A 23825-nucleotide genomic window follows, 5' to 3' on the forward strand; every position below is an offset into this window, starting at 1 on the left:
CGCCGCGTGCGCCGCGCCTTTCCCCAAGGATTGCCCATGGACCTGTCCCGCCGTCGCTTCCTGTCGCGCTCTGCTGCCGCGGGCGCGGTTGCCCCCACGCTGGCCGCTGCGCCGGCTCTGGCTGCCACCCCGGCGGCCACGGCACCCGCACCCTGGGGCGCCACGCCGTCGCCGCGCCAGTGGAAGTGGCACCAGCGCGGCATGTATGCCTTCGTCCATTTCTCCATGAACACCTTCACCGGCAAGGAATGGGGCTATGGCGATGAAAAGCCGGAATGGTTCAACCCCACCGATTTCAGTGCCGACCAGATCGTGCTGGCCGCCAAGTCTGCCGGGATGACCGGGGTGATCCTTACCGCCAAGCACCACGATGGCTTCTGCCTGTGGCAGACGCAGCTGACCGAGCATTCGATCCGCAACAGCCACTACAAGGGCGGCAAGGGCGATATCGTTGCCGAAATGGGCGAGGCGGCGCGCCGCCATGGCCTGTCCTATGGCCTCTATCTGTCGCCGTGGGACCGTAATCATCCCGAATATGGCCGGCCCGCCTATGTCGATTACTATCGCGCGCAACTGACCGAGCTGTGCACCCGCTATGGCAAGCTGTTCGAGGTGTGGTTCGACGGCGCCAATGGCGGCGATGGCTATTACGGCGGCGCCCGCGAAACCCGGCACATCGATGCCCCGCGCTATTACAACTGGCCCTCGATCATCGCTCTGGTTCACCAGATGCAGCCCGATGCCTGCACGTTCGATCCGCTCGGCGCCGATATCCGCTGGGTGGGCAATGAAGATGGCGTGGCCGGCGATCCCTGCTGGCCGACGATGCCCAACAAGCCCTATGAACAGGATGTCGGCAATTCCGGCCTGCGTGGCGGCGAAATCTGGTGGCCGGCCGAAACCGATGTGTCGATCCGCCCCGGCTGGTTCTATCACCCCGATGAAGACACCAAGGTGAAAAGCCCCGAGCGCCTGGTGCGCCTGTTCGACGAATCCGTGGGACGCGGCACCAATCTCAACCTCAACCTGCCGCCCGATCAGCGCGGGCGTCTGGCCGATCATGACGTGGCAGTGCTCGCCTCTTTCGGCGATGCCATGCGCGCCACCTTTGCCCGCGATCTGGCCAAGGGCGCGGTAGCCCATGCCAGCGCGGTGCGCGGTCCCCGCTTTGCCCCGGCCGCGGTGCTCGATGGCCGGGCCGAAACCTATTGGTCCACGCCCGATGCCGTGCACACCCCCACGCTCACGCTCGATCTGGCGCCGGGGACGCGGTTCGATGTGGTGCGCGTGGCCGAATACCTGCCGCTCGGCGTGCGCGTCACCCGCTTTGCCATCGAGGCCGAAATCGGCGGGCAGTGGCAGCGGCTGGCGGAAAAGGAATGCATCGGCGCGCAACGCGTGGTGCGCCTGCCCGCGCCGATTGCGCCCCGCCGCGTGCGCCTGGTGATCCTCGATGCCCCGGCGTGCCCCGCCATCCGCGAGTTTGCCCTGTTCAAAAGCGTGGCGCCGGTGCCGGTGGCCGCGCCTGCGCCGCGCAGCAGCGATGTGCTCAGCACGCTGGGCTGGCGCGTGGTCGATGCCAGCGCGCCGGGCGCGCAGGCGCTGCTCGATGGCGAGGTCGAAACGCTGTGGACTCAGCCGGTGCCCACCGCCGGCCACCCGGCCACGGTCACGCTCGATATCGGCCGTGCCGTCACGCTGGGCGGTTTCAGCCTGACCCCGCCGCGCCACCTGGCACCCGATGCCACGCCGCCGCGCGGCTATCGTGTAGAGACCAGCCTGGACGGGCAGGCCTGGCAGGCCCAGGGCGAGGGCGAGTTTTCCAATATCGCCTATGCCCTGGCGACGCAGCGCATCGGTTTTGCCGCCCCGGTCCAGGCACGCTATCTGCGCCTGGCCTTTGCCCAGCCGGCGCTGCCCGATCGCGCGGTGCTGGCGATCGCCGGGGTCGGTGGGTTCAGCGGCGCCTTGCCCCGCTGACCGGCTCGATCGGCGTCTGTTGCCACAATAGGCGTTCGGCGCCGTCGGGATCGTTCTCGACGGTGCTGACGCGGTCGAACACCATGGTGGCGCGGGTGGTGGCGTCAAAGCGCGGCCAGGCCGGCATGCCTGATGACCCGGGCGCGCCACCTTTGACAAAGGCCACCATCGCCTCGTGCCAGGCTTCGGCAATCGGCTGGTCCGCCGCCGAAAGGCCGAACATCTGCGCCATCGATGGCAGTGTCACGTGGTCAAACGTCAGCGGCAGGTCGAGCACGTGGGGGCTGTGTCCCTTGTAGGGGCCGCCCGGCGCCGGCCAGGCCAGGCGATAGCGCCACACCGGCGCGCCGCGTGCGGCATGGGCCTCGGCCAGGCGCAGCGTGGGCATGCCATATTCCTCGGCCGTCAGCAGGCGCCAGTGGCGCTGGGCGTCGGTCCATTCGGGAAAGGCGCGGGCATAGGCGCGGTTGAGCGCGGTCATCCGCGGCATCGGCTCGGTCGATACGCTTTGCGACCAGATCGGCCGGCTGGCCTGCACCTCGTTCAGGAACAGGCGGCTTTCGTTGGCATTCGATCCGGTCAGCAGCGGCACGCGTGGCGCGCGCCCCTCGATCACGCGGGCCAGCGGCGCCTGGGGCAGGAATGCGCCATCGACCGTCGGCCGGAATGGCAGGCCCTGTGGCCAGCCCTTGCGCGCGGCGACTTGCGCTTCGACCAGCGCGGGAAAAGGCGCCACCAGCAACCGCTCCACCCCGCCCAGCCGCGCCACCACGGCATTGGCAAAGATCGCGGCGGTGGCAGGAATATGCACGGTCTGCGCCCCGCCGCTGAACACCATGGCGCGGGCATAGAGCCCGTCGGCCGCCGGCGTGCCGAGCAGTGCGCAGACATTGCGCGCGCCCGATGATTCGCCCGCCAGCGTCACCGCGCGCGGGTTGCCGCCGAACGCGGCGATATTGTCCTGCACCCAGCGCAGGCCCAGCACCAGGTCACGCAGGCCATTGTTGCCGCTGCCGGCATAGGCGCGGCCCAGCAGGTGGCCCAGTTCCATGAAGCCCAGCGCGCCCAGGCGATAGTTCAGCGTCACGCAGACCACGCCATGCGCGGCAAAGCGGTTGCCGGCGATCACCTCCCACCCGCTCCATCCGGTTTCGTTGCTGCCGCCGTGCACGAAGACCATCACTGGATAGCGCCCCGGTGCCGCCGGCGCCCAGATGTTGAGCTGAAGGCAATCTTCCGCCTGGACGGCGGGCAGCGGGTCCATTCCGGCCGGCTGCGGCGCGGCGCGCGCCGGGCGGGTGGCATCCCATTCGCCTTGCCAGGGCCGGGCCGGGCGCGGCGCGGCAAAGCGGGCGGCGGTGCCATAGGGGATCCCGGTGAACACGCGCATGCCATCGGCCATGCGGCCACGCACCACGCCGCTGCGGGTGGTCACGCGCAGGGTGTCGCGGGCGGCATGCGCCACTTGGGGCAGGGCCAGCGTGGCGGCCATGCCGCCCAGCGCCCGGCGCCGCGTCATCAGGGGCATGCGTCGATCAATCCCTTGTTCGTTCAGGCTATCATGCCTCTTACCCGAAAGGATCGGAAACGTTCCACCCCGGCCGGCGCAGGCGCACCCGCTTTTGCTCGCCCTTGCCCCATGCGCAAGGGGCAGGGCGAGGTTTTGCCTAGCGCGCCCAGGCCAGCTTGAACCGCATGCCCCAGACCAGGGCAGAGCGCAGCGCCGGATTCCAGCCTGGATGGATCACATATTGCAGTTCCGGTTGCAGGGTCAGCCATTTCGCCACTGGCCGCGCCGCGGTCAGCTCCAGCGCGGTTTCATGGGGCCGCGCCACCACGGCATCCGGCAGCAGCGCGACCCGCGCGCGGCTGCCGAGCCGGGCATGGGCCATGGCCACGCCCAATTGCCAGGCGCCCGCCTCGCGCACCACGCCAGTGCCTAGATAGCAACTGATCGGATTGCTGCGCGGGTCGGCCAGGCCCAGCCGAACCCAGCCATGCCAGCGCGGTGCCAGCGGCCCTTCGATCAATACATAGCCGCCCTGCGAGTGGGCGCTGTGCCCTGCATCGTCCACGCGCGGCAGCGGCCGGGTATAGCGCCACACGCCCACCTGCACTTCGCCCTGGCCCAGCGGAAACTCCACCTCGCCGATCAGCAGCGCGCCGGTCGTGCCGGGCAGGCGCAGGGCGGGTACATGGTCGTTGGCCACGCTGCCAGCCTGCGCGTCGAACGCGCCCAGGCGCAGCGTGGTCTTGCCTGCGGTGCTGGCGGTAACCAGCGCCCCGCTCACTGCCATGGGAAAGATGCCGGGGCCGTTGGGGCCGCTTTGCGCCAGTTCGGCGCCAGTGCCGTGACTGGCGTGGACGAACAGGGCGCCCACGCTCTGCACGTCGAACTCGGTGTTCACGTCGATCAGGCCCACTTTGGTCGCAATCGCCAGCGGCGCGGCATTGTCGCTCGCCTGCCAGCGCACCCAGGCTTCATACAGGTGATGGCGCCCTGGCGCCTGGATGCTGCTGATGCCCTGCGCATCGCCCACCCACGAATCGGAAAAGACCGGCCCATGCACGGCGATCATGTCGATATGCGCGGTCAGGCGCGACACACCCAGCGCGCCGCCATCCACGTCCACCCAGGCATCGGCCCGCGCCGCCAGCCCGCCGCCGCGCGCCGCACCGCCATCGGCAACATCCAGGGCATCGGCCACATAGCTGGCGCCCAGGCCGATCAGCCGCGCCGGTGGCGTATCTGCTGCCCAAGCCGTCTGCGGCAGGGCCAGCATCAGGCCAAGCAGCGCGGTGGCGCGGGACAGCCGGTGGCGCCTGGGCCGCGCCGGGGGAAGGGATCTGCACATGCCGCACAGTCTGCGGCATCGCCGGCCAAGCCTGGATGGATGCCGGGCTGCGCAGAAACGCGCATCGCGGCAATGCGGAAGGCGGCATTAAGCTGCCGTTGACCGGCAAGCCCATGCCGCCACCACAACAGCCGCTGCCGCCCCGCTGAAAATTTCAGCCGGCTGAAGTGTTGCAACCCTGCATCAGATCTTGTCAAAGAATAGGTATGCACTTTTGGACTAGCACGTCTGGCTTGAGCCGCTATGATGACAAGGCATAAGACGGGATAAGCCCGGCGCGGCGGTGGGAGAGGACGCCGTAAAAAATCCCTGCGCCGGGTGAACCTGCCATCAAGCCGCGATTGCCATATAGTGGCGCGAAAATCGGGCTTTTTACGCAAAATCTACAGTTTACCGCACGCCCTGCGCTTCATGCTTCGGGGCGTTTGCGCTGTGCGAATCGGAGCCGCGCCAACCGCGCCAACCGCGCCAATCGCGTCAGGCCATATGCCAGCGCCCCCGTCACTGCCCGGGCCGCTGGGGGCACCGTGCAGTGGCGGGGGCGCGGCAAACGCGGCGCTAACCGGCGGGCTTAGGCCGTGGCCAGTACCGGGCGATTGGCGATGAGGTTGTCCACCACCGAAGGATCGGCCAGCGTGGAGGTATCACCGAGCGAGCCCAGGTCATTCTCGGCGATCTTGCGCAGGATGCGGCGCATGATCTTGCCCGAACGCGTCTTGGGCAGGCCGGGGGCGAACTGGATCACGTCCGGCGTGGCGATCGGGCCGATCTCGTGCCGCACCCAGGCCACCAGTTCGCGGCGCAGTGCCTCGTCGGGCTCTACCTCGGCATTGCAGGTGACATAGGCATAGATGCCCTGGCCCTTGATCGCGTGCGGCATGCCCACCACGGCGGCTTCGGCCACCTTGGCATGGGCCACCAGCGCGCTTTCGATCTCGGCCGTGCCCATGCGATGGCCCGATACGTTGATCACGTCATCGATGCGGCCGGTGATCCAGTAATAGCCGTCTTCGTCACGGCGGCAGCCGTCGCCGGTGAAGTACCAGCCCTTGAACGTGGTGAAATAGGTCTGGAAAAAGCGCTCGTGATCGCCCCACACCGTGCGCATCTGGCCCGGCCAGCTATCGCCGATCACCAGGCAGCCATCGGTGGCGCCGTCCAGTACCTGGCCATCGTTGTCGAGCAGGGCGGGCTGCACGCCGAACATCGGCTTGCTGGCAGAGCCCGGCTTCAACGCCGTGGCGCCGGGCAGGGGGGTGATCATCGCGCCGCCGGTCTCGGTCTGCCACCAGGTGTCGACGATCGGGCAGCGGCCTTCACCCACCACCTTGTGATACCATTCCCAGGCTTCGGGGTTGATCGGCTCACCCACGCTGCCGAGCAGGCGCAGCGATTGGCGGCTGGTCTTGTGCACCCATTCGTCACCCTCGCGCATCAGGGCGCGCAGGGCAGTGGGGGCGCCATAGAAGATTTCCACGCCGAACTTGTCCACCACCTGCCAGAACCGGCTGGGATCGGGGAAGTTGGGCACGCCTTCGAACATCACCGTGGTCGCGCCATTGGCCAGCGGGCCATAGACGACATAGGAATGGCCGGTGACCCAGCCGATATCGGCCGCGCACCAATAGATCTGGCCTGGGCGGTAATCGAACACGTACTGGTGCGTCATCGCCGCCCACACGGCATAGCCGCCGGTGGTGTGCAGCACGCCCTTGGGCTTGCCGGTGGAGCCGGAGGTGTAGAGGATGAACAGCGGATCTTCCGCGTTCATTTCCACCGGCGCACAATCTGCGCTCTGCTCTGCTACGGCCCGCGCCCAGGGCAGATCGCGGCCTTCCTGCATCGGCACATCGGCGCCGGTGCGGGCCAGGACCACTACGGTATCGACCGCAGGGCAATGCGTCAGCGCTTCGTCGACGTTCTTCTTGAGCGGCACGCGCTTGCCGCCGCGCAGGCCTTCATCGGCGGTCAGCACCACGCGGCTGTCGCAATCCTCGATCCGCCCGGCCAGGGCATCGGGCGAAAAGCCGGCAAAGACGATCGAATGGATCGCACCGATCCGCGCGCAGGCCAGCATCGCCACGGCCGCTTCGGGCACCATCGGCAGGTAGATCGTCACCCGGTCACCGGCCTTGACCCCGCGCGCCTTGAGCAGGTTGGCCAGGCGGCACACATCGGCGTGCAGTTCGCGATAGGTGATCGCGCGCGATGCATCGGTCGGGCTGTCGGGCTCCCACAGGATCGCCACGGTATCGCCGCGCTCTGCCAGGTGGCGATCGAGGCAATTGGCCGAAAGGTTGAGCGTGCCATCCTCGAACCAGCGAATGCCGAAATCTTCCTCGTGGAAGCTGGTGTTCTTCACTTTGGTGAACGGCTTGATCCAGTCGATCCGCTGCGCTTCCTCCGCCCAGAACGCATCGGGTTCCTCTACCGAGCGACGGTGCATTTCCAGATAGCGCGCTTCGTCGATCAGGGCGTTCTGGGCCCAGTCGGCGGGAACGGGATAAATGGCTTCGGCCATATGCGGAACCCTCTCGATGTGTTTGTCGTGCGCTGTGCGGGCGACGTGATGCTTGCCTCACGCTAGCCGCTTGGGCGCCTCTGTGCCAGTTGGATATAAGTCTACCATGCCGCAGGCGCGAGATGGCCGGGCGCGCTTGCACGCACGTGCCGTGTGCCGGGTGTCGCAACATCGAAACAATCCGCCGGTCATCTCCCAAATGGAAGGTGCGCAGGCAGCGTCCATGGGTGCACCACTTGGCCCAAGGCCTGTGGGGATCGCAGGCCAAGGAGGATCATGATGACGCTTTCCCGCCGCAATGCCCTGGGTGCGATCGGTGCCGGCCTACCGCTGGCAGCTGCGGCCACGCGCGCGCTGGCTGCCCCCGTGGTGCCGGCCGCGCCCTTGCCGGTGCCGGCGGGCGCGGCCGGCCACGAACCATCGGCCCCGCCGCTGCCACCGGGCGGCGTGCCGCCGATCTATGACAAGGTCGGCCTGGAATGGGTGATGGATATCCTGCCGTTCTGTTCGCAGCCCGAATACATGGGCAGCGCCCAGGACCAGGTGGCGTCAGACGGCTATCGCAACGATGTCTGGCCGATCATCGGCGGCGTGTTCCAGGGCCGGGGGATCAAGGGAACGGTGATCCCCGGCGGCGGCGATTTCCCGGTGGTGCGCCCCGATGGCGTGGTGGTGGTCGATGCGCTCTATCGCCTGAAAACCGATGATGGGCAGCAGATCATCATCCACAACAAGGGCCTGGGCTATACCGAGCAGAAGTATCGCCTGCTGCCGACCTTCGAAGTGCCAGGCGCCAAGTATGCCTGGCTGCGCGAATCCGTGTTCGTCGCCACGCTGACCTTTCCCATTCCGCCATCGATCAAGGCGCCCGATTTCGGCCCCAATGCCAATGGCCGTCTGATCCAGGTTTTCCGCATGACCTGACGCGAAAGGCACTCCCGCTGCGATGCCAGAGGCGCTAGGCACAGACCATGCTCGTCCGCTCGCTTCTGCTCGCCGCGCTCTGCGCCTCTGCCACTCCCGCGCTGGCGCAAGCGGCGCCGGATAGCACCGTCCCAGACAGCACCGTTTATGTGCGCGCCGGGCGCCTGATCGATCCGGAAAGCGGCCAGGTTCTGACCAGCCGCCTGATCCGGGTGGAGCAGGGCCGGGTGGCCGCGATCACCGCCGATGGCCCCGGCGCGGCGGCGATCCCGGCGGGCGCGCGGGTGATCGACTGGAGCGGCTATACCGTGCTGCCCGGCCTGATCGACATGCACGTGCACCTGGCCGACATGGACCAGTCGGAAAACGTCGCCGATCCGCTGCTGCATTCGGCCATGGAAATTGCCTATGTCGGCGCGCGCAACGCCCGCACCACGCTGATGGCCGGCTTTACCACGGTGCACAATTGCGGCAATTTTCGCGCCTATGCCGATGTGGAACTGCGCAATGCGATCAACCGCGGCGATGTGATTGGTCCGCGCATCAGCGCGGTGGGCGCCTATGTGACGATTCCCGGCGGCGGCGGCGAAGTGACCGGCTTTTCCCCCGATGTGGAAGTGCCGGCCGACATGCGCGCCGGCGTGGTGGCCGATGCCGCCGATACCACGCGCAAGGTCAACGCGCTGTTCCAGCATGGCGCGGATTCGATCAAGCTGATCGCGACGGGTGCGGTGCTCGCCCAGGGGACGGAGCCGGGCCAGCAGGAACTGAGCGAGGACGAGATGCGTGCCGCGGTCACCGTGGCCAAGGCGCGCGGATCGTGGGTTACCGCCCATGCCCACGGTGCCGCCGGCATCAAATCGGCCATGCGCGCCGGGGTCAAGGCGATCGAGCATGCCAGCCTGATCGATGACGAGGGCATTGCCATGGCCAAGGCCAAGGGCGTGTGGCTCGACATGGATATCTACGACGGTGACTATATCGCCGACTATGGCCGGGCCCACCACTGGCCGGCCGACATGCTGCGCAAGAACGACGATACCACGCAGGCCCAGCGCGATGGCTTTGCCAAGGCGGTCAAGGCCGGGGTCAAGCTGTCGTTCGGCACCGATGCCGGGGTCTATCCCCACGGCTTCAACGCCCGCCAGTTCAAGTACATGGTCCGCTATGGCATGACCCCGATGCAGGCGATCCAGGCCGCCACCACGGTGTCGGCCGATCTGCTCGGGTGGAGCAAGGACGTGGGCGCGCTGTCGCCCGGCCACTATGCCGACATGATCGCGGTCAAGGGTGATCCCCTGGCCGACATTTCGGTGCTGGAGCATGTCGATCACGTGATCAAGGGCGGCGATGTGGTGAAGTGAGCGCACGGCTTCCACCACCCCCCGACCCGTTCCTCTAAAGACTAGGGGGGGGGAGGAATTACAATATCTTATGATCCCTCCTCTTGAGAGTAGGGGGTTTGGGGGTGGTGGAAACCTGGCCCCAAGCTATGCTTGGACAGAAGCTGCCCAAGTCTCTATTCCAGCGGCCGATTCCTTCCCCCCAATGGAACAAAGCCCAGCATGAGCGACCAATCCGACAAGCCCGCCGGCCCCGCCCTCGATCGCCGCAGCCTTTTGGCCGGGCTTGCCATTACCGGCGCTGCCGCCGGGGTTGATGCCGCGGCTGCCGCCCCGCGCGCCGGGGCCGGAAGCCGCGCCAAGGTCGATGCCGCACTGCGCGCCAAGATCGATACGGTCGTGGTGATCTATGCCGAAAACCGCAGCTTCAACAATCTCTTCCCCGATTTTCCGGGGCTGCAGCAGCCGCTTGCCGCCGTGCCGGTGGAGCGGGCCCGGCAGCGCGATCGCGATGGCCGCGTGCTGGAAACCCTGCCCAAGGTCTGGGAAGGCATGGTGCCCGACAAGCAGGTGGTGGAACACGCCGAGTTCCATATCGACGAAGACGCCATAACCGGCCTGCCCAATGCGCCCTTTGCGCTCAAGACGCCCGAAGGCGATCCGCTGCCCCATGGCGTGGTGACGCGTGACCTGATCCACAGCTTCTACAACAACCAGTGGCAGATCAACGGCGGGCGCAACGATGGCTTTGTCGCCTGGGGCGATAGCGGCGGGCTGGTCATGGGCCATTATGGCGATGTGCGGGCCAACCTGCGGTTGTGGCAGGTGGCGCGCGAATTCACCCTATGCGACAATTTCTTCATGGGCGCTTTCGGCGGCTCGTTCCTCAACCACCAATACCTGGTTGCCGCCACGCCGCCCTATTACCCGGACGCTGACAAGAGCCCGGCGAAAGATCGCGTGGTCAAGCTTGATCCGGCCTACAGCGATCCGCCGCGCCCGCTGCTCAAGCCCGGTACGCCAGCCAGCGCGATGGATGGCCCGGTGCGCTTTGTTGCCGATTCGATCACGCCCGATCACCGCGCAGTCAACACCATGCTGCCGCCCTATCTGCCCACCTACCAGGCCGATCCGGCCCGGCCGGGGATGGCCCTGGTCACTTCGCAGACCCTGCCGCCGCAGACCCATGCCCATATCGGCGATCGGCTGACCGAAGCCGGCGTGGAGTGGGCGTGGTACGCCGGTGGCTGGGACGAGGCGATGGCAGGGCGCGCCAATAGCGCGGCGTTTCCCTCCCGCCCCAATTTCCAGCCGCATCACCAGCCGCTCAACTATTTCGCCAACCTGGCGCCGGGCACGGCGGCGCGCGAACGCCATCTGCGCGACGCCGGCATGGGCGAAACCGCGCGCACCAACCTGTTTCTGGCCGATGCCGCGGCGGGCAAGCTGCCGGCCGTCACGTTCTACAAGCCGCAGGGCAACCTCAACATGCACGCCGGCTATTCCGACGTGGATGCCGGCGATCGCCATATCGCCGGGGTCGTCGATGCGCTCCGCCGCTCGCCGCAGTGGGACAAGATGCTGGTGATCATCACGTTTGATGAAAACGGCGGCTGGTGGGATCATGTCGCCCCGCCCAAGGGCGATCGCTGGGGGCCGGGCACGCGCATTCCCGCGCTGATCGTCTCGCCTCATGCGCGGCGCGGCCATGTCGATCACACGATCTACGATACCGGCTCGATCGCGCGCTTCCTGGTGCGGCGCTTTGGCCTCAAGACCCTGCCGGGGCTGGTCGAGCGGGACAAGGCGATGATCGCCGCAGGCGGACCGCCGCCCGGTGACCTGACCGGCGCGCTGATCGTCTGATCAGCGCTGCCGGCGCCGGCGCTCAGGCGGCGGTGTCGGTCTGCGCCGCCTGTGGGGCTGGGCTGGGCGTTGGCGTGGGCTGCGGCGCGGCTTGCGCCGGGGCCTGGCCGGCAGGGGCTGCCACCGGCGGCAAGGGCTGCGGCGCGGGCAGCACCATCGCGGCGGTTTCCAACTGGTCCAGCGCATGCTGCGCCGCCACCCAGTCGCGGGCGTGGGCCAGCCATTCGGTGGCGGCGTCCTTGCCGGGCATGCGCTCCACATCGCTGATCGCGGCGTCGACGCGGCCACCGGCCAGCGCCAGGCGGGCGTGATCGGCGCGCGCCTCGGGCGTGGCGTTGGGGCCTTCATCGTGGCGGATCACGAACAGGCCGGCGATCTGGCCCGAAATCCAGTCCCAGGTATTGCCGCGCGGGGTCTTGCCCATCAGCTGCGGCTCGATCCCCGCCAGCTCTTCCGACAGGTTGACCAGCGTGACCGGGTGGGCGGCGGCGGCGATCACGCGGTCCACCGCGCCCGGCTGGCTGGCGCCAAAGCGCACGCGCAGCTGGTTTTCCAGGATGCCCAGCGGCTGGCCGCGCTCGATGGCGCGGCGCGCGGCAAAGGCCACCAGCAGCGCTTCGGCGCGGCTGGCCTGGCCGGCGGCGGCATTGGCCTGCTGGTTCAGTTCGGCCAGGCGCTGCTCCAGCGCGGAAACCTTGGCCGATGTGCTGGCGAGCACGGCATCGCTCGCCGCGCTGCTGGCAGCGGCCACGACCGCTTCGGAGGCGACGGCGGCGGGTACATCGCCACTGGCACTGGCCATTGGGCCAAGGTCCAGCCGCAGCCAGCCTTCGCGCGCGGCGAGCCAGGCACCGGCGCCGCCCAGGGCCAGGATCACGATCAGCACCAACCCCACCAGCAACCGTCCCCCGCCACGGCGGCGCGGCGGATTTGTTTGTGCGTATGGCGTATCCTGCATCAATCTTTTTCGCTTGTTCGTGGCCCCGAAGTCACAGGTTCTGGCACATTTGCCGGGCCAGCGCCAGCAATGGTTGATCGCGCCGCATTGCGGAAATTTCAACGGCTTGCCAGCCCACGCCGGCCATCTGCGCGATTCGCGGCGCCAGGCAGGCCAGGCCCACATGGCCGCGCGCCAGGCCCAGCCGGCCGCACTCCTGGGCAAAATGGCGCGCCGCTTCGCCCGAATGCAGCGCCACCACGCAAGGGCGGCGCAGCATGTCCTGCGCGGCGGGCGCCAGGGGCAACGGCTGTGCGGCATAGAGCGTAAGGGTATCCACCACCACGCCCTCGGGCAGGGCGAGCGGCACCGGATCGGCGCCCGACAGCCGCAGATAGCGCCCTGGCGCCAAGCCCCGCGCCACGTCGGCCAGGCCGCCTTCGCCGGTCTGCGCCACGGCAAAGCCTGCGCCTCGCGCTTCGCGCGCGGTTTCCGCGCCCACGGCCAGCACGGGCAGGGCGCGAAGGGTGGCCAGGTCTGGCCCGCCCAGGCGAAAGAGATTGGCGCTGCCCGCCAGGATCGCGGCATAGCCGGCCGGATCGGGCGCCTGCCACGCTACCGCCTGCATCGCGAACAGCGGCGCACCCAGTGCCTCCAGCCCCAGCGCCTGCGCAGCGGCCACGCTCGCGGCGTTGCCGGGCTGCGGCCGCAGGACCAGCAGCGGACGCATCAGCCGCCGTGGAAAAAGGCGGTGATGCCCTCGGGCGCGCTGGCGAGCAGGCGGCGGGCGAGTTCGAGCGGCGTGGCGGTGTCGCTGGCGGCAAAGCGCGCGCTGTCTTCCACGCGCAGCGCGCCATCGGGGCTGAACAGCGCGGCGCGCAGCACCAGGTCGTCGCCCTCGGCCGAGGTCAGCACCGCGATCGGGCTGTGGCACGTGCCGCCAAGGCCGGTCAGCAGCGCGCGTTCGGCGCGGATCGCGGCATGGGTGGGCCCGTGGTCGATCGCGGCGAGCAGCGCGCGCACATCCTCGCGCGCGGCCAGGCATTCGATGCCGATCGCGCCTTGCGCCGGGGCGGGCAACCATTCCTCAGCCGGCAGTACATGGCCCACGCCGGTTTCGCCCAGGCGTTGCAGCCCGGCCGCCGCCAGCAGTGTGACATCAGCCTCACCCACCTCCAGCTTGGCGAGGCGCGTGGCGACGTTGCCGCGAAACGACACGATTTCCAGATCAGGCCGGGCGTGCAGCATCTGCGCGGCGCGGCGCGGCGCGCTGGTGCCCACCTTGGCGCCGGGCGGGATGGCGGCGATGCTGGCCGCTCCTACCAAAACATCGCGCACATCGGCGCGTGGCAGCACGGCAGCGATTGTGATCTCGTCAGGGCGGATGGTTTCCACATCCTTCATCGAATGGACCGCGAAATCGATCTCGCCATGCAGCAGCGCCGCGTCGAGTTCCTTGGTCCACAGCGCCTTGCCGCCGATTTCGGCCAGCGGGCGATCCTGGATGCGATCGCCACTGGCCACCTGCGGGCACAGCTCCACCGCGCTTTCGGGCCAGCCGTGCGCCGCGCACAGCCGCGCGCGGGTTTCCTCGGCCTGGGCCATGGCCAGCGGCGAGCGGCGGGTGCCAAGGCGCAATGGTTTGTCAGGCGCCTGCGACGGGTTGTGAGACGGGTTGATCATGCGTGGCTTGCCGTAAACGGGATTATCTCTAAGGGAAAGCTCCGCATGGCCCTGATCCTTGGCATAGAATCCTCGTGTGACGAAACCGCCGTTGCCGTTATCGACGGCAGCGCCACCACGCTTGCCGCCCGTATCGTGGCCCAGCGCATCGCCTCTCAGGATGACGCGCATCGGCCCTATGGTGGGGTTGTGCCCGAAATTGCTGCCCGTGCCCATGCCGATGTTATCGCCCCGATGGTGGCGGCCACGCTGGCCGATGCCGGGATGACGCTGGACGACATGGACGCCATTGCCGCCACGGCCGGGCCGGGCCTGATCGGCGGCGTGATGGTCGGGCTGGTCACGGGCAAGGCGCTGGCGATGGCCAGTGGCAAGCCACTGATCGGCATCAATCATCTTGAAGGGCATGCGCTCTCGCCGCGCCTGGCCGATCCGGGCCTGGCCTATCCCTATTGCCTGTTGCTGGTCTCGGGCGGGCATTGCCAGATCCTGGAAGTGATGGGGCTGGGCCGCTATCGCCGCCTGGCGACGACGATCGACGATGCGCTGGGCGAAGCGTTCGACAAGACGGCCAAGGTGCTCGGCCTGGGCTATCCCGGTGGCCCGGCGGTGGAGCGCCTGGCGCGCGAGGGCGATCCCCGCGCCGTGCCGCTGCCGCGCCCGCTGGTGGGCAGTGGCGAACCGCATTTCTCGTTCGCCGGCCTCAAGAGCGCGGTGCTGCGCGCCCGCGATTCGGGCGCCTATGCCCCGGCCGATCTGGCGGCCTCGTTCCAGCAGGCTGCGATCGATTGCGTGATCGATCGCACGCGCGGCGCCCTGGCGCAGTGCGCACCGGGGATGACCGCGCTGGTCGTGGCCGGTGGCGTTGCTGCCAATGCCGCCTTGCGCGCCGCGCTTGAAGGGCTGGCGGCGCAGGCTGGCCTGCCGCTGGTGGCGCCCCCGGTAAAGCTGTGCACTGACAATGCCGCGATGATCGGCTGGGCCGGGGCGGAACGCTTCGCCCTCGGGCAGGCCGATCCGCTCGACCTGCCGGCCCGGCCACGCTGGCCGCTTGACGATAATGCCGCCCCCGTGCGCGGCGCCGGGGTCAAGGCATGAGCGGCGGTCCTGCCACCGCGCCGGCGATTGGCGTGATCGGCGCGGGCGCCTGGGGCACGGCCCTGGCGCAGATGCTGGCCAGCGACGGGCGCCCCGTGGCGCTGTGGGCGCGCGAGGCAAGCCTGGTCGCCACGCTCAACCGCGAGCGGCGCAATCCCACCTATCTGCCCGGCGCTGCGCTGGCCGAAACGATCACCGCCACCAGCGATCTGGCCGCGATGGCCACGCTGCCAGTGCTGCTGTGGGTTACCCCCGCGCAATTCTTGGGCCAGGTGCTGTCTGGCCTGCCCGATTATGCCGGCGATCTGGTGCTGTGCGCCAAGGGGATCGAGGCGGGCAGCGGCCGGCTGATGGCCGAAGTGGCGCACGCCGCCGCGCCTGCCGCGCATGTCGCGGTGCTGTCTGGCCCGACCTTTGCCCACGAAGTGGCCGCCGGCCTGCCCACGGCGGTGACGCTGGCCTGTTCCGGCGGCGAAACGCAGTGGCAGCGCCTGGCTCCGGCCGTGGCGCGGCCCACGTTCCGCCCCTATTATTCGGCCGATGTGATCGGCGCCGAAATCGGCGGCGCGGTGAAGAACGTGCTGGCGATCGCCTGTGGCGTGGTCGATGGGCTCGGCCTGGGGCAGAATGCCCGTGCCGCGCTGATCAGCCGGGGCTTTGCCGAAATGCAGCGCTTTGGCCTGGCCATGGGCGCGCAGGCCGAAACGCTGGCCGGGCTATCGGGTCTGGGCGATCTCGTGCTGACCTGCTCATCGGCGTCGAGCCGGAATTTTTCGCTGGGCAAGGCGCTGGGCGAGGGCCAAAGCGCGTCTGAGGCGTTGTCAGGCCGCAACACCGTGGCCGAAGGGGCGTATACCGCGCCCGTGCTCGCCGATCTTGCCCGCCAGAAGGGAATTGCCATGCCGCTCGTCGATGCGGTCGTTACCCTGGTGCGTGGCCAGGCGCCTGCCCGGGATGTCGTCGCCAGCCTGCTGGCGCGGCCCTTGCGTGCGGAACGCCCGCTTGGCTGATCCGGCTCTTCCCGCAAACCCGACCGACGCGCAGGCCGAACAGGCCGATATTGCCGCGCTGGCCAAGGGTGGGCGGACCAATTTCTTTGGCTTCGTGCTGCGTCTGGCGGCCAGCGTGCCGTTCCTGTTCATCGCCGGGCGGCTCTATGGTGCAGCCACGCTCGGGCGCTATGCCTCGGCCACGCTGGTGGTGGAACTGGCGGCGCAGCTTGCCACCCTCGGGCAAAAGCGCGGCCTGGCCCAGCAACTGGCCAAGGAAGATCGTGCCAGTGCCACCACCGTGGCTGATGCCCTGCTGCTGACTACGCTGGTGTCGGTGCTGTGCGGGCTGCTGCTGTGGCTGGTGCCGATCATGATGTTCCCGAGCGGGGATTACACCCCGGTGGAACGCCTGCTGCCCATGGCGATCCTGCCGCGCGCGCTGGGCGATGTGGCGCTGGCGGCGCTGGCCTATCGCTTTGACGTGGGCGCCACCGTGCGCGCCCGCGCCGTGGTGGAACCGTGGACGCAGTCGCTGGCCGCCGGTGGCCTGTGGCTGGCCGGCGCCTGGTGGCTGCCGCTGCGCGAAAGTGGGCTGATCCTGGCCTATGCCGCCGCGATGCTGGCGGCGATGATTACCGCCTTCGTGCCCCTGGTCAAAAGCTATGGCCTGCCGCGGCAGTGGGCACCACGCCCCGGTGCGCTGCTGCGCCTGGCCAACCGCAACCTGCCGCTGGCCGGGGCCGACGCGGTGGAGTGGGGCACGCGCAAGCTGGACCTGTTCATCCTCGGCACGTTTGCGCCGGCCGCCGTGGTCGGCATCTATTACGTGGCGCAGCAGGTCACCACGCTGCCGCAAAAGCTCAAGACCAGTTTCGAGCCGATCCTGGGCCCGGTGATCACCCGCAACCTGCGCGAGAACAACCTGGGCGCGATCGCCCGCCAGGTGTGCCAGGTGGGCTTCTGGATCACCGCCGCGCAAGCCGGCATCGCCCTGGCGCTGGGCCTGCCGGGCAAGGGCGTGATGGGCCTGTTCGGGCCGAATTTCGTGGCCGGCACCGGCTCGCTCGCGCTGCTGCTGGCGGCCGAAGTGGTGGCCGCACCTGCCGTGGTGAGTGAGGCGGCGCTGATCTATGTGGCGCGGCTGCGCAACTGGTGGATCAGCCTGGGCACGATCGCGCTGCAGGCCGGGTTGACCGTGGGCCTGATCGTGGCCGCGCGCGAACTGGGCTATGACGGCACGGTTGAGGCGATGGGCGCCGCGCTGGCCCTGGTCATTTCACTGGGCCTCGCCTCGCTGCTCAAGTCGCGGTTGCTGGGCAGCATCCTGGGCCAGAAGATCAGCAACTGGCGCTGGGCGCTGCTGTGGGCGGCAGTGCCGGCGGTGGGCGTGGGCATGCTGGCGCGCCTGCTGCCGGAATGGATCGAGGTCAGCCTGGGCATTCCGGCGATCCTGGGCGTCTATGGCCTGGTGATCTGGCGGCGCGGCTTTGGCCCGGAAGACCGGGTGCTGTTCCGCAAGCACAAGAACTGAACGCCCTCGTTCCGTTTCGTCAGGAGAGGGTGCGGGCAATCGCCACGAAATCGGCCACGTCCAGCGTTTCGGCGCGGCGGGAGGGATCGATGCCCAGCGTTTCCAGGGCAGCGAGCGCGCCGGGCACGCCCTTGAGCGACTGCCGCAGCATCTTGCGGCGCTGGCCAAATGCCGCCTCGGTCACGCGTTCCAGCATGCGGGCCGAAACCCCCTCGGGCATGGTCGCGGGCGTCACGTGGACCACGGCCGACATCACCTTGGGCGGCGGGGTAAACGCGCTGCGGTGCACTTTCATGGCAATGCGCGGCGCGGCGCGCCATTGCGACAGGATCGCCAGCCGGCCATAGGCATCGCTGGCGGAAGCAGCGACGATGCGCTCTGCCACTTCCAGCTGGAACATCAGCGTGAGCGAGAGCCACTGCGGCGGCCAGTCCTGCCCGGAAAGCCAGCCGGTGAACAGCATCGTGCCCACGTTGTAGGGCAGGTTGGCGATCACGTGCCAGGGCGCGTCAAACAGGGTGGCGGGATCGATCTTGGTCGCGTCGCCCTCGATCACGCGCAACTGGCCGGGAAAGGCCTCTGCCAGTTCGGCCAGGGCCGGCAGGCAGCGCTTGTCCATCTCGATCGCGGTGACATTGGCGCCGGCGCGCAGCAGGGCACGGGTCAGGCCGCCGGGGCCGGGGCCCACTTCCAGCACGTTGGCGCCCTTGAGCTTGCCGGGAATGGCGGCAATGCGCGCCAGCAACTGCTCGTCGAACAGGAAGTTCTGGCCCAATGCCTTGGACGCGAGCAACCCATGGCGGTTGACCACATCGCGCAACGGCGGAAGATCGGGCAGGCTCATGCCCCGGCCGCAGCGCGGCGCACGGCGCATTCCCCGGCCATGCGGATCGCCGCGATCATCGCGCCCGGGCGCGCCTGGCGGCTGCCGGCGATGCCAAAGGCGGTGCCATGATCGGGTGAGGTGCGGATGATCGGCAGCCCCAGCGTGACATTGACGCCATCATCGAAATCGAGCGCTTTCAACGGGATCAGCGCCTGATCGTGATACATGCAGATGGCCACGTCGTAGGTCGTGCGGGCCTGGGCATGGAACATCGTGTCGGCCGGCAGCGGCCCGTGCGCGGCAATGCCGGCGGCCTGGAGCGCGGCAACGGCGGGGGCGATATAGCTGTGGTCCTCATGCCCCATGCGGCCTTCCTCGCCGGCATGCGGGTTGAGCCCGGCCACGGCGAGGCGGGGATGGGCGATGCCGAAATCGCGCACCAGCGCCCGCGCGGTAATCGCGCTGCGCCGCGTGATCAGCTCGGCGGTGATCATGCCGGGCACGGCGTGCAGCGGCACATGCACCGTGACTGGTACGACCTTGAGCGAAGGGCCGGCCAGCATCATCACCGCGTCTTCGGGCGCGACGCCGCTGGCCTGGCCGACAAATTCGGTTTGCCCAGGGTGGTTGAAGCCAACGCTGGCCAGCCGGCTCTTGGATACCGGTGCGGTGACCAGGGCCGAGGTTTCGCCCGCCACGGTCAATTGCGTGGCGGCGTCCAGCGACTCGAGCGCCAGCATCGCGCCCTCGTCGGTGGGCTGGCCAGGGGTATAGCCAGCATCGCCCAGGTCGAGCACCGGCAGGGCGGAACCGAACGTCGCGGCCGCCTCTTCCAGGCTGCCCACGGCGCGCACTGGCACGTCGAGCCCGCGATGGCGCGCGGCCTGGTCCAGCACGCGGCGGCTGCCCACGGCCACGAACGGCTCCAGCTGCGCCATGCCGCGCAAGATCCACGCGGCCGCGATCAGTTCGGGGCCGATGCCGGCAGGATCACCCTGGGAGATGGCGATGGGGTTCATGGGCTGGCGCTATCGGCTTTGTGGGTGGAGGGGTGGGATGTTGCGGGTTGGAAGCAGTCGTGGTGCGTGGTTTCCACCACCCCCAAACCCCCTCCTCTAAAGAGGAGTGGGCTTCATGTTCGCCTCCCCCTCCTCTTGAGAGGAGGGGGTCGGGGGGTGGTGGCGGCTTTGCGCCAACAAATCAGTTATACTCAATCACCGCATCGCGGCGCAGGTCGCGCAGATAGGTCTGGGCGCGCTTGTTCACGCGGTCGTCTTCCATCTGCGACTGCATTTCTTCAAAGCTCGGGCCATCGGCCACCTTGGGATCGTCGCGGCCGCACAGCACCAGCACGCGCACGCCGTCTTCGATCGATCCGAACGGCGGGGTCGCCTCGCCGATCGAGAGCTTGAGCATCGAATCCTGCAGCGCGGCGGGCAGGTCGCGCGCCTTGACCTGGTCGTTGGTGACGACCGAGGCGCCGATGCCGGCTGCGGCCGCATCGACCTGGCCGCAGCCGTGGATGGTCTTGACGGTGGCGGCAAAGGTCGCGGCCTTGGCCGCAGCATCCTTTTCCGTGGTGCCCTTGGGGAAGCTGAGCGACATCTGCTTGAGGCTGAGCACGGCGTCGCGCGGATCGGCGGTCAGCACCTGTCGCTTGTCGATCAGATAGAGGATCGAATAGCCGCCGGGAATTTCCACCGGCCCGGCAAGCTGGCCCGGTTGCATCGACGTGGCGACATTGGCCAGATCCTGCGGCAACTGGGCCAGGCGGATCCAGCCCAGATCGCCACCCACCGCAGCGGTGGAGGCTTCGGAATATTGCCGCGCATAGGCGACGAAGCTGCCGCCCTTCTTGAGCTGGTCAACGATCTGGTTGGCGTTGGCCATGACCTGCTGGCGGTTGGTATCATTGGCCGAGAGATAGATTTCGCCGATGCGATATTCCTCGGTGCCCTTGGCCGCCTTGAGACGGTCCATCATTTCGCGCACTTCGCCGTCAGACACGTTGATGAACGGCTGGACGTTGCGGCGCAGCAGGCGCTGCCACGACAGTTCGCCACGGATCTGCCGCTTGAGCGAGGCCGCCGAAGAGCCGATCGAGGTCAGGTACTTGTCGAGCGCGGCCGGGTTCTGGCCGAAGTTCTGCTGGGCCACGCGTTCGTAGGTCTGGTTGACTTCGTCATCGTCAACATCGACGCCGGCCGACTTGGCCTCTTGAATCTGCAGGGTTTCGTCGATCAGGTTGCGCAGCACCTGCAGGCGCAGGCGCTCCTGTTCCTCGGCCGAAACCTTGCCGCCGTTGGCGTTGACGATCAGCGCCAGGCGCTGGTCGATATCGGTGCCGGTGAGGATTTCACCGTTCACGATCGCGGTGGCGCGGCGCACGTTGGGATCGCTCTTGCCAAAGATCTGCACGTTGGCGGGAATGTTGAGCTGGCCCGAGGCATCGGGCGCGCCACCGGCGGTTTGCGCCTGGGCCACGCTGCCGGCCACCGGCAGGGCGGCCGTGGCGGCAAGACCCAGCGCCAGGGCGGCCCGGCCGCACCAGTGACCCATACGAATATCACGGCGCATCTGGAACTGGGGCAGCCGGGTGATGGACTTCATGGCGATCCGAACTTCCTGTCAGGCAACATGCGAATTGGGCTGCATGCGAAATGGTGCGTCGATCCCGGGCCTGCATTGCCCCGGCTTAACCCACGCTGAGTGGCGGCAAGCGGCCGGGAATGCAACGCCGGAATTGGCCGGTTGGGGGAAAACTTTGCGGGAAACGTGGCCAAAGGCGGGATTTGGCGGGCCTAATCAGCCCGCCCGCACCTGGGTCATCGCCTGCTCATAGCGGCTGTTCATCTCCTGCCCGCGATAGCGCGAATATTCGCACGCCGCGAGCGCTGCGGCGGGCGGGAAGATCACCTGGCTGTTGCGGTAATCATCGGGCATCAGCGCCAGCGCCGCCTGGTTGGGCGTGGGATAGCGGATGGTGCGGGCAATGTCGGCCCCGGCCTTGGCGCCCAGCACGAAATCGATGAAAGCATAGGCCAGATCGGGATTGGGCGCATTGCGGGGAATACACAGGCCGTCGCTTGCCAGGATGCCACCTTCGCGCGGCACGACGAACGCGAGGTCGGGATCGTCGCGCATGACCTGGGCGATATCGCCATTGTATTCGATGACCAGGTCGACATCGCCCGCCAGCAGCAGATCCTGGCCATTGTCGTCATGAAACGCGGCGATATTGGGCTTTTGCTTGAGCAGCATGGCCTTGACCTGGGCGATCACCGCCGGATCGTTGGTATTGGCCGGATGCCCGAGGTATTTGGCGCCGATCTCGAACAGTTCGCTCGCTTCGGCGAGCAGGGCGATGCGCCCCTTGTAGCGATCGGAATCGAGCACCCATTTCCAGCTGTCGGGCACGCCATCGACCTTGGACTTGCGATAGCCGATGCCGGTGACGATCCAGGTATAGGGCACCGAGACGCGGCGGCCGGGATCGAACGGCGGATCGAGGAACTGCGGCGCGATGTTCTTGAGGTTGGGGATCTTGGCGTGGTCCAGCTCGGTCAACATGCCGGCCGCGTGCATGCGTTCGACAAAGTCGTTCGAGGGCACGATCACGTCATAGCCCTGGTTGCCGCTGCGCAGCTTGGCAAAGAGTTCATCGTTGTTGGCAAACAGGCTGATGTTCACGCCAGCGCCAGCCGCCTTGGTGAAATCGGCCACGGTGTTTTTGCCGATGTAGGTATCCCAGGTGTAGAGATTGAGCGACCGCGCCGGCTTGCCGCGCGAACAGGCGCCCAGCGCGCCGGTAAACGACAGGCCGATGCCGGCAAGGCCAGCCTGGCGCAGGAACATGCGGCGCGAATGGACCATCTTCGTTCAATTCCCATGCGGCGTGGCGACACGGCGGGGGGATGGCGCCCGATCACGCTTTGAGCAAGAGGTGATCGCGTTCCCATGACGAGATCACCTCGTCATAAGCGGCCAGTTCGTTGAGCTTGATCTCGTAGAACGCCTTGATGAACTGCTCGCCCAACAGGTCGATCACCGGCTGGCAATCGATCATCTGCTTGAGCGCGGCATCGAGATTGCGCGGCAGGGTGCGCTCCTCGTCATAGGCGTTGCGGGTCATCAGCGGCAGTGGCTCGATCCGCTCTTGCAGGCCGATATAGCCGCAGGCCAGCGTGGCGGCGATGGCGATATAGGGATTGGCATCGGCGCCGGGCAGGCGGTTTTCGATGCGCGTGCTGCGCGGGCCGCTGACGGGAATGCGCAAGCCACAGCTGCGGTTGTCGAGCCCCCATTGCACGTTGATCGGCGCGCTGTGGGCCGGGCGGATGCGGCGGAAGGAATTGACGTTGGGCGCAAACAGCGGGACGACCTGCGGCAGGTAGCGTTGCAGCCCGCCGACGAACCAGCGGAATTCCGGCGTGAGCCCGGCCTGCGTGCCGAACAGGTTGTTGCCGCCCGCGTCCACCGCCGAAATATGCAGGTGCATGGCGCTGCCCGGCTGGCTTTCCATCGGCTTGGCCATGAACGTGGCATAGACCCCGTGCTTGAGCGCGACCTGGCGCACGATGCGCTTGAAGATCACCACCTGGTCGCACAGCGCCACGGGATCACCGTGGTTGAAGTTGATTTCCAGCTGCGCCGTGCCGCCTTCATGGATCATCGTATCGAGCTGGAGCGAGGCGATTTCCGAATTGTCGTAGATTTCCTCGATGATGTCTTCGTATTCGGTCACCGATTCCAGGCCATAGGGCTGGGGCGAGCTTTCCGCGCGGCCCGAGCGCCCGCGCGGCGGCTGGATCGGCAGATCGGGATCGGAATTGACCTCGGTAAGGTAGAATTCCAGTTCGGGCGCCACCACCATCTGCCAGCCCATCGCGGCATATTTGGCCAGCATGCGCTTGAGCACGTGGCGCGGCGCGACTTCAAACGCGCTGCCATCGCGGTGCAGGGCATCGGCCACGACAAAGGCCGTGGGGGTGCGAAAGCCCGGCGCCACGCAGATCGAATTGATATCGGGCAGCAGGGTAACGTCGGGATCGCGGTAGAGGAAATCGTCCTCGTCGGTATCGGCATAGTCCCCGGTGATGGTGACGGAAAACACCGAGGAGGGCAGGCGCAGGCTCATGTTGCCGACCGAGGCGATGAACTTGTCGGCCGGCCAGACCTTGCCGCGCACCACGCCATTGATATCGGGGACGAGGCATTCGACCTCGCTGATGCGTTTTTCGCGGATCCATTCGGCAAATGCTTCGGTCAT

Annotated in this window: 18 protein-coding genes; 7 read left to right on the top strand and 11 right to left on the bottom strand. The window is 67.9% G+C overall.

Annotation, left to right across the window (positions count from 1 at the left end):
* Nucleotides 1-36: 36 nt before the first annotated feature.
* Nucleotides 37-1980 (top strand): alpha-L-fucosidase, encoded by a 1944-nt coding sequence (locus SCA01S_RS15545; RefSeq protein WP_062787244.1) that lies wholly within the window; start codon nt 37-39, stop codon nt 1978-1980.
* Here the strand turns inward: SCA01S_RS15545 and SCA01S_RS15550 are convergent.
* The 3 genes from SCA01S_RS15550 to acs form a co-directional block, all read right to left on the bottom strand.
* A complete protein-coding gene (locus SCA01S_RS15550) occupies nt 1958-3499 on the bottom strand; it encodes a carboxylesterase/lipase family protein (RefSeq protein ID WP_167542914.1) in 1542 nt (513 codons plus the stop codon). The genes SCA01S_RS15545 and SCA01S_RS15550 overlap by 23 nt on opposite strands.
* Nucleotides 3500-3647: 148 nt before the next feature.
* Nucleotides 3648-4835 carry a carbohydrate porin gene (locus SCA01S_RS15555; protein ID WP_084391049.1) on the bottom strand — a complete coding sequence of 396 codons (1188 nt, stop codon included), beginning with the start codon at nt 4833-4835 and terminating at the stop codon, nt 3648-3650.
* Nucleotides 4836-5406: 571 nt separating this feature from the next.
* Nucleotides 5407-7356, bottom strand: a complete 1950-nt coding sequence (gene acs, locus SCA01S_RS15560) for an acetate--CoA ligase (RefSeq protein WP_062787253.1) — start codon at nt 7354-7356, stop codon at nt 5407-5409.
* A gap of 276 nt (nt 7357-7632) precedes the next feature.
* Here acs and SCA01S_RS15565 point away from each other — a divergent pair, with 276 nt between their 5' ends.
* From SCA01S_RS15565 to acpA, 3 genes are all read left to right on the top strand, one after another.
* The gene (locus tag SCA01S_RS15565; RefSeq protein WP_084391050.1) at nt 7633-8280 is read left to right on the top strand and encodes a DUF3237 family protein; all 648 of its coding nucleotides are present in this window, start codon (nt 7633-7635) and stop codon (nt 8278-8280) included.
* 47 nt (nt 8281-8327) lie between these two features.
* Complete coding sequence (locus SCA01S_RS15570; protein WP_062787258.1) at nt 8328-9644, top strand: Xaa-Pro dipeptidase; 1317 nt, start codon at nt 8328-8330, stop codon at nt 9642-9644.
* 201 nt (nt 9645-9845) lie between these two features.
* Nucleotides 9846-11489: an acid phosphatase gene (acpA, locus tag SCA01S_RS15575; RefSeq protein ID WP_062787261.1), complete on the top strand. Its 1644-nt coding sequence runs from the start codon at nt 9846-9848 to the stop codon at nt 11487-11489.
* 22 nt (nt 11490-11511) lie between these two features.
* On the opposite strand, the gene SCA01S_RS15580 is transcribed toward acpA, so the two are convergent.
* The 3 genes from SCA01S_RS15580 to hemC form a co-directional block, all read right to left on the bottom strand.
* Entirely contained in the window at nt 11512-12384 is an 873-nt protein-coding gene (locus SCA01S_RS15580; protein ID WP_245652677.1) for a hypothetical protein, read from the bottom strand.
* A gap of 94 nt (nt 12385-12478) precedes the next feature.
* On the bottom strand, nt 12479-13156 hold the full coding sequence (locus SCA01S_RS15585) for a uroporphyrinogen-III synthase (protein WP_062787263.1): 678 nt from the start codon (nt 13154-13156) through the stop codon (nt 12479-12481).
* Entirely contained in the window at nt 13156-14109 is a 954-nt protein-coding gene (hemC, locus tag SCA01S_RS15590) for a hydroxymethylbilane synthase (protein WP_084391051.1), read from the bottom strand. Before hemC ends, SCA01S_RS15585 begins: the two co-directional genes overlap by 1 nt.
* Before the next feature lie 45 nt (nt 14110-14154).
* Here hemC and tsaD point away from each other — a divergent pair, with 45 nt between their 5' ends.
* The 3 genes from tsaD to SCA01S_RS15605 are packed head-to-tail and all read left to right on the top strand — an operon-like array spanning nt 14155 to nt 17730.
* Nucleotides 14155-15207 carry a tRNA (adenosine(37)-N6)-threonylcarbamoyltransferase complex transferase subunit TsaD gene (gene tsaD / locus SCA01S_RS15595; RefSeq protein WP_062787266.1) on the top strand — a complete coding sequence of 351 codons (1053 nt, stop codon included), beginning with the start codon at nt 14155-14157 and terminating at the stop codon, nt 15205-15207.
* A complete protein-coding gene (locus SCA01S_RS15600) occupies nt 15204-16217 on the top strand; it encodes an NAD(P)H-dependent glycerol-3-phosphate dehydrogenase (protein WP_062787268.1) in 1014 nt (337 codons plus the stop codon). Before tsaD ends, SCA01S_RS15600 begins: the two co-directional genes overlap by 4 nt.
* A complete protein-coding gene (locus tag SCA01S_RS15605; protein ID WP_054130783.1) occupies nt 16210-17730 on the top strand; it encodes a lipopolysaccharide biosynthesis protein in 1521 nt (506 codons plus the stop codon). The genes SCA01S_RS15600 and SCA01S_RS15605 overlap by 8 nt, the downstream gene beginning before the upstream one ends.
* A 19-nt stretch (nt 17731-17749) precedes the next feature.
* Here the strand turns inward: SCA01S_RS15605 and rsmA are convergent, their stop codons facing one another.
* From rsmA to SCA01S_RS15630, 5 genes are all read right to left on the bottom strand, one after another.
* On the bottom strand, nt 17750-18568 hold the full coding sequence (gene rsmA / locus SCA01S_RS15610; protein ID WP_157089009.1) for a 16S rRNA (adenine(1518)-N(6)/adenine(1519)-N(6))-dimethyltransferase RsmA: 819 nt from the start codon (nt 18566-18568) through the stop codon (nt 17750-17752).
* 2 nt (nt 18569-18570) lie between these two features.
* Nucleotides 18571-19575 (bottom strand): 4-hydroxythreonine-4-phosphate dehydrogenase PdxA, encoded by a 1005-nt coding sequence (pdxA, locus tag SCA01S_RS15615; RefSeq protein WP_054130782.1) that lies wholly within the window; start codon nt 19573-19575, stop codon nt 18571-18573.
* Nucleotides 19576-19756: 181 nt separating this feature from the next.
* Nucleotides 19757-21115, bottom strand: a complete 1359-nt coding sequence (locus tag SCA01S_RS15620; protein WP_043611039.1) for a peptidylprolyl isomerase — start codon at nt 21113-21115, stop codon at nt 19757-19759.
* A gap of 246 nt (nt 21116-21361) precedes the next feature.
* A complete protein-coding gene (locus tag SCA01S_RS15625; RefSeq protein ID WP_062787271.1) occupies nt 21362-22429 on the bottom strand; it encodes a polyamine ABC transporter substrate-binding protein in 1068 nt (355 codons plus the stop codon).
* 52 nt (nt 22430-22481) lie between these two features.
* Nucleotides 22482-23825 (bottom strand): glutamine synthetase family protein, encoded by a 1344-nt coding sequence (locus SCA01S_RS15630; protein ID WP_062787274.1) that lies wholly within the window; start codon nt 23823-23825, stop codon nt 22482-22484.

Origin of the sequence: Novosphingobium capsulatum NBRC 12533, assembly GCF_001598375.1 — a bacterium.
Classification (GTDB): Bacteria; Pseudomonadota; Alphaproteobacteria; order Sphingomonadales; family Sphingomonadaceae; genus Novosphingobium; species Novosphingobium capsulatum.

Bases quoted from the DNA above. Each gene is read 5' to 3' on its own strand.
- SCA01S_RS15620 (WP_043611039.1), bottom strand. From the start codon at position 21,115: ATGGGTCACTGGTGCGGCCGGGCCGCCCTGGCGCTGGGTCTTGCCGCC.
- SCA01S_RS15545 (WP_062787244.1), top strand. From the start codon at position 37: ATGGACCTGTCCCGCCGTCGCTTCCTGTCGCGCTCTGCTGCCGCGGGC.
- acs (WP_062787253.1), bottom strand. From the start codon at position 7,356: ATGGCCGAAGCCATTTATCCCGTTCCCGCCGACTGGGCCCAGAACGCC.
- tsaD (WP_062787266.1), top strand. From the start codon at position 14,155: ATGGCCCTGATCCTTGGCATAGAATCCTCGTGTGACGAAACCGCCGTT.
- SCA01S_RS15625 (WP_062787271.1), bottom strand. From the start codon at position 22,429: ATGGTCCATTCGCGCCGCATGTTCCTGCGCCAGGCTGGCCTTGCCGGC.
- SCA01S_RS15565 (WP_084391050.1), top strand. From the start codon at position 7,633: ATGATGACGCTTTCCCGCCGCAATGCCCTGGGTGCGATCGGTGCCGGC.
- pdxA (WP_054130782.1), bottom strand. From the start codon at position 19,575: ATGAACCCCATCGCCATCTCCCAGGGTGATCCTGCCGGCATCGGCCCC.
- SCA01S_RS15555 (WP_084391049.1), bottom strand. From the start codon at position 4,835: ATGTGCAGATCCCTTCCCCCGGCGCGGCCCAGGCGCCACCGGCTGTCC.
- SCA01S_RS15600 (WP_062787268.1), top strand. From the start codon at position 15,204: ATGAGCGGCGGTCCTGCCACCGCGCCGGCGATTGGCGTGATCGGCGCG.
- SCA01S_RS15585 (WP_062787263.1), bottom strand. From the start codon at position 13,156: ATGCGTCCGCTGCTGGTCCTGCGGCCGCAGCCCGGCAACGCCGCGAGC.
- SCA01S_RS15570 (WP_062787258.1), top strand. From the start codon at position 8,328: ATGCTCGTCCGCTCGCTTCTGCTCGCCGCGCTCTGCGCCTCTGCCACT.
- hemC (WP_084391051.1), bottom strand. From the start codon at position 14,109: ATGATCAACCCGTCTCACAACCCGTCGCAGGCGCCTGACAAACCATTG.
- SCA01S_RS15550 (WP_167542914.1), bottom strand. From the start codon at position 3,499: ATGACGCGGCGCCGGGCGCTGGGCGGCATGGCCGCCACGCTGGCCCTG.
- acpA (WP_062787261.1), top strand. From the start codon at position 9,846: ATGAGCGACCAATCCGACAAGCCCGCCGGCCCCGCCCTCGATCGCCGC.
- SCA01S_RS15630 (WP_062787274.1), bottom strand. From the start codon at position 23,825: ATGACCGAAGCATTTGCCGAATGGATCCGCGAAAAACGCATCAGCGAG.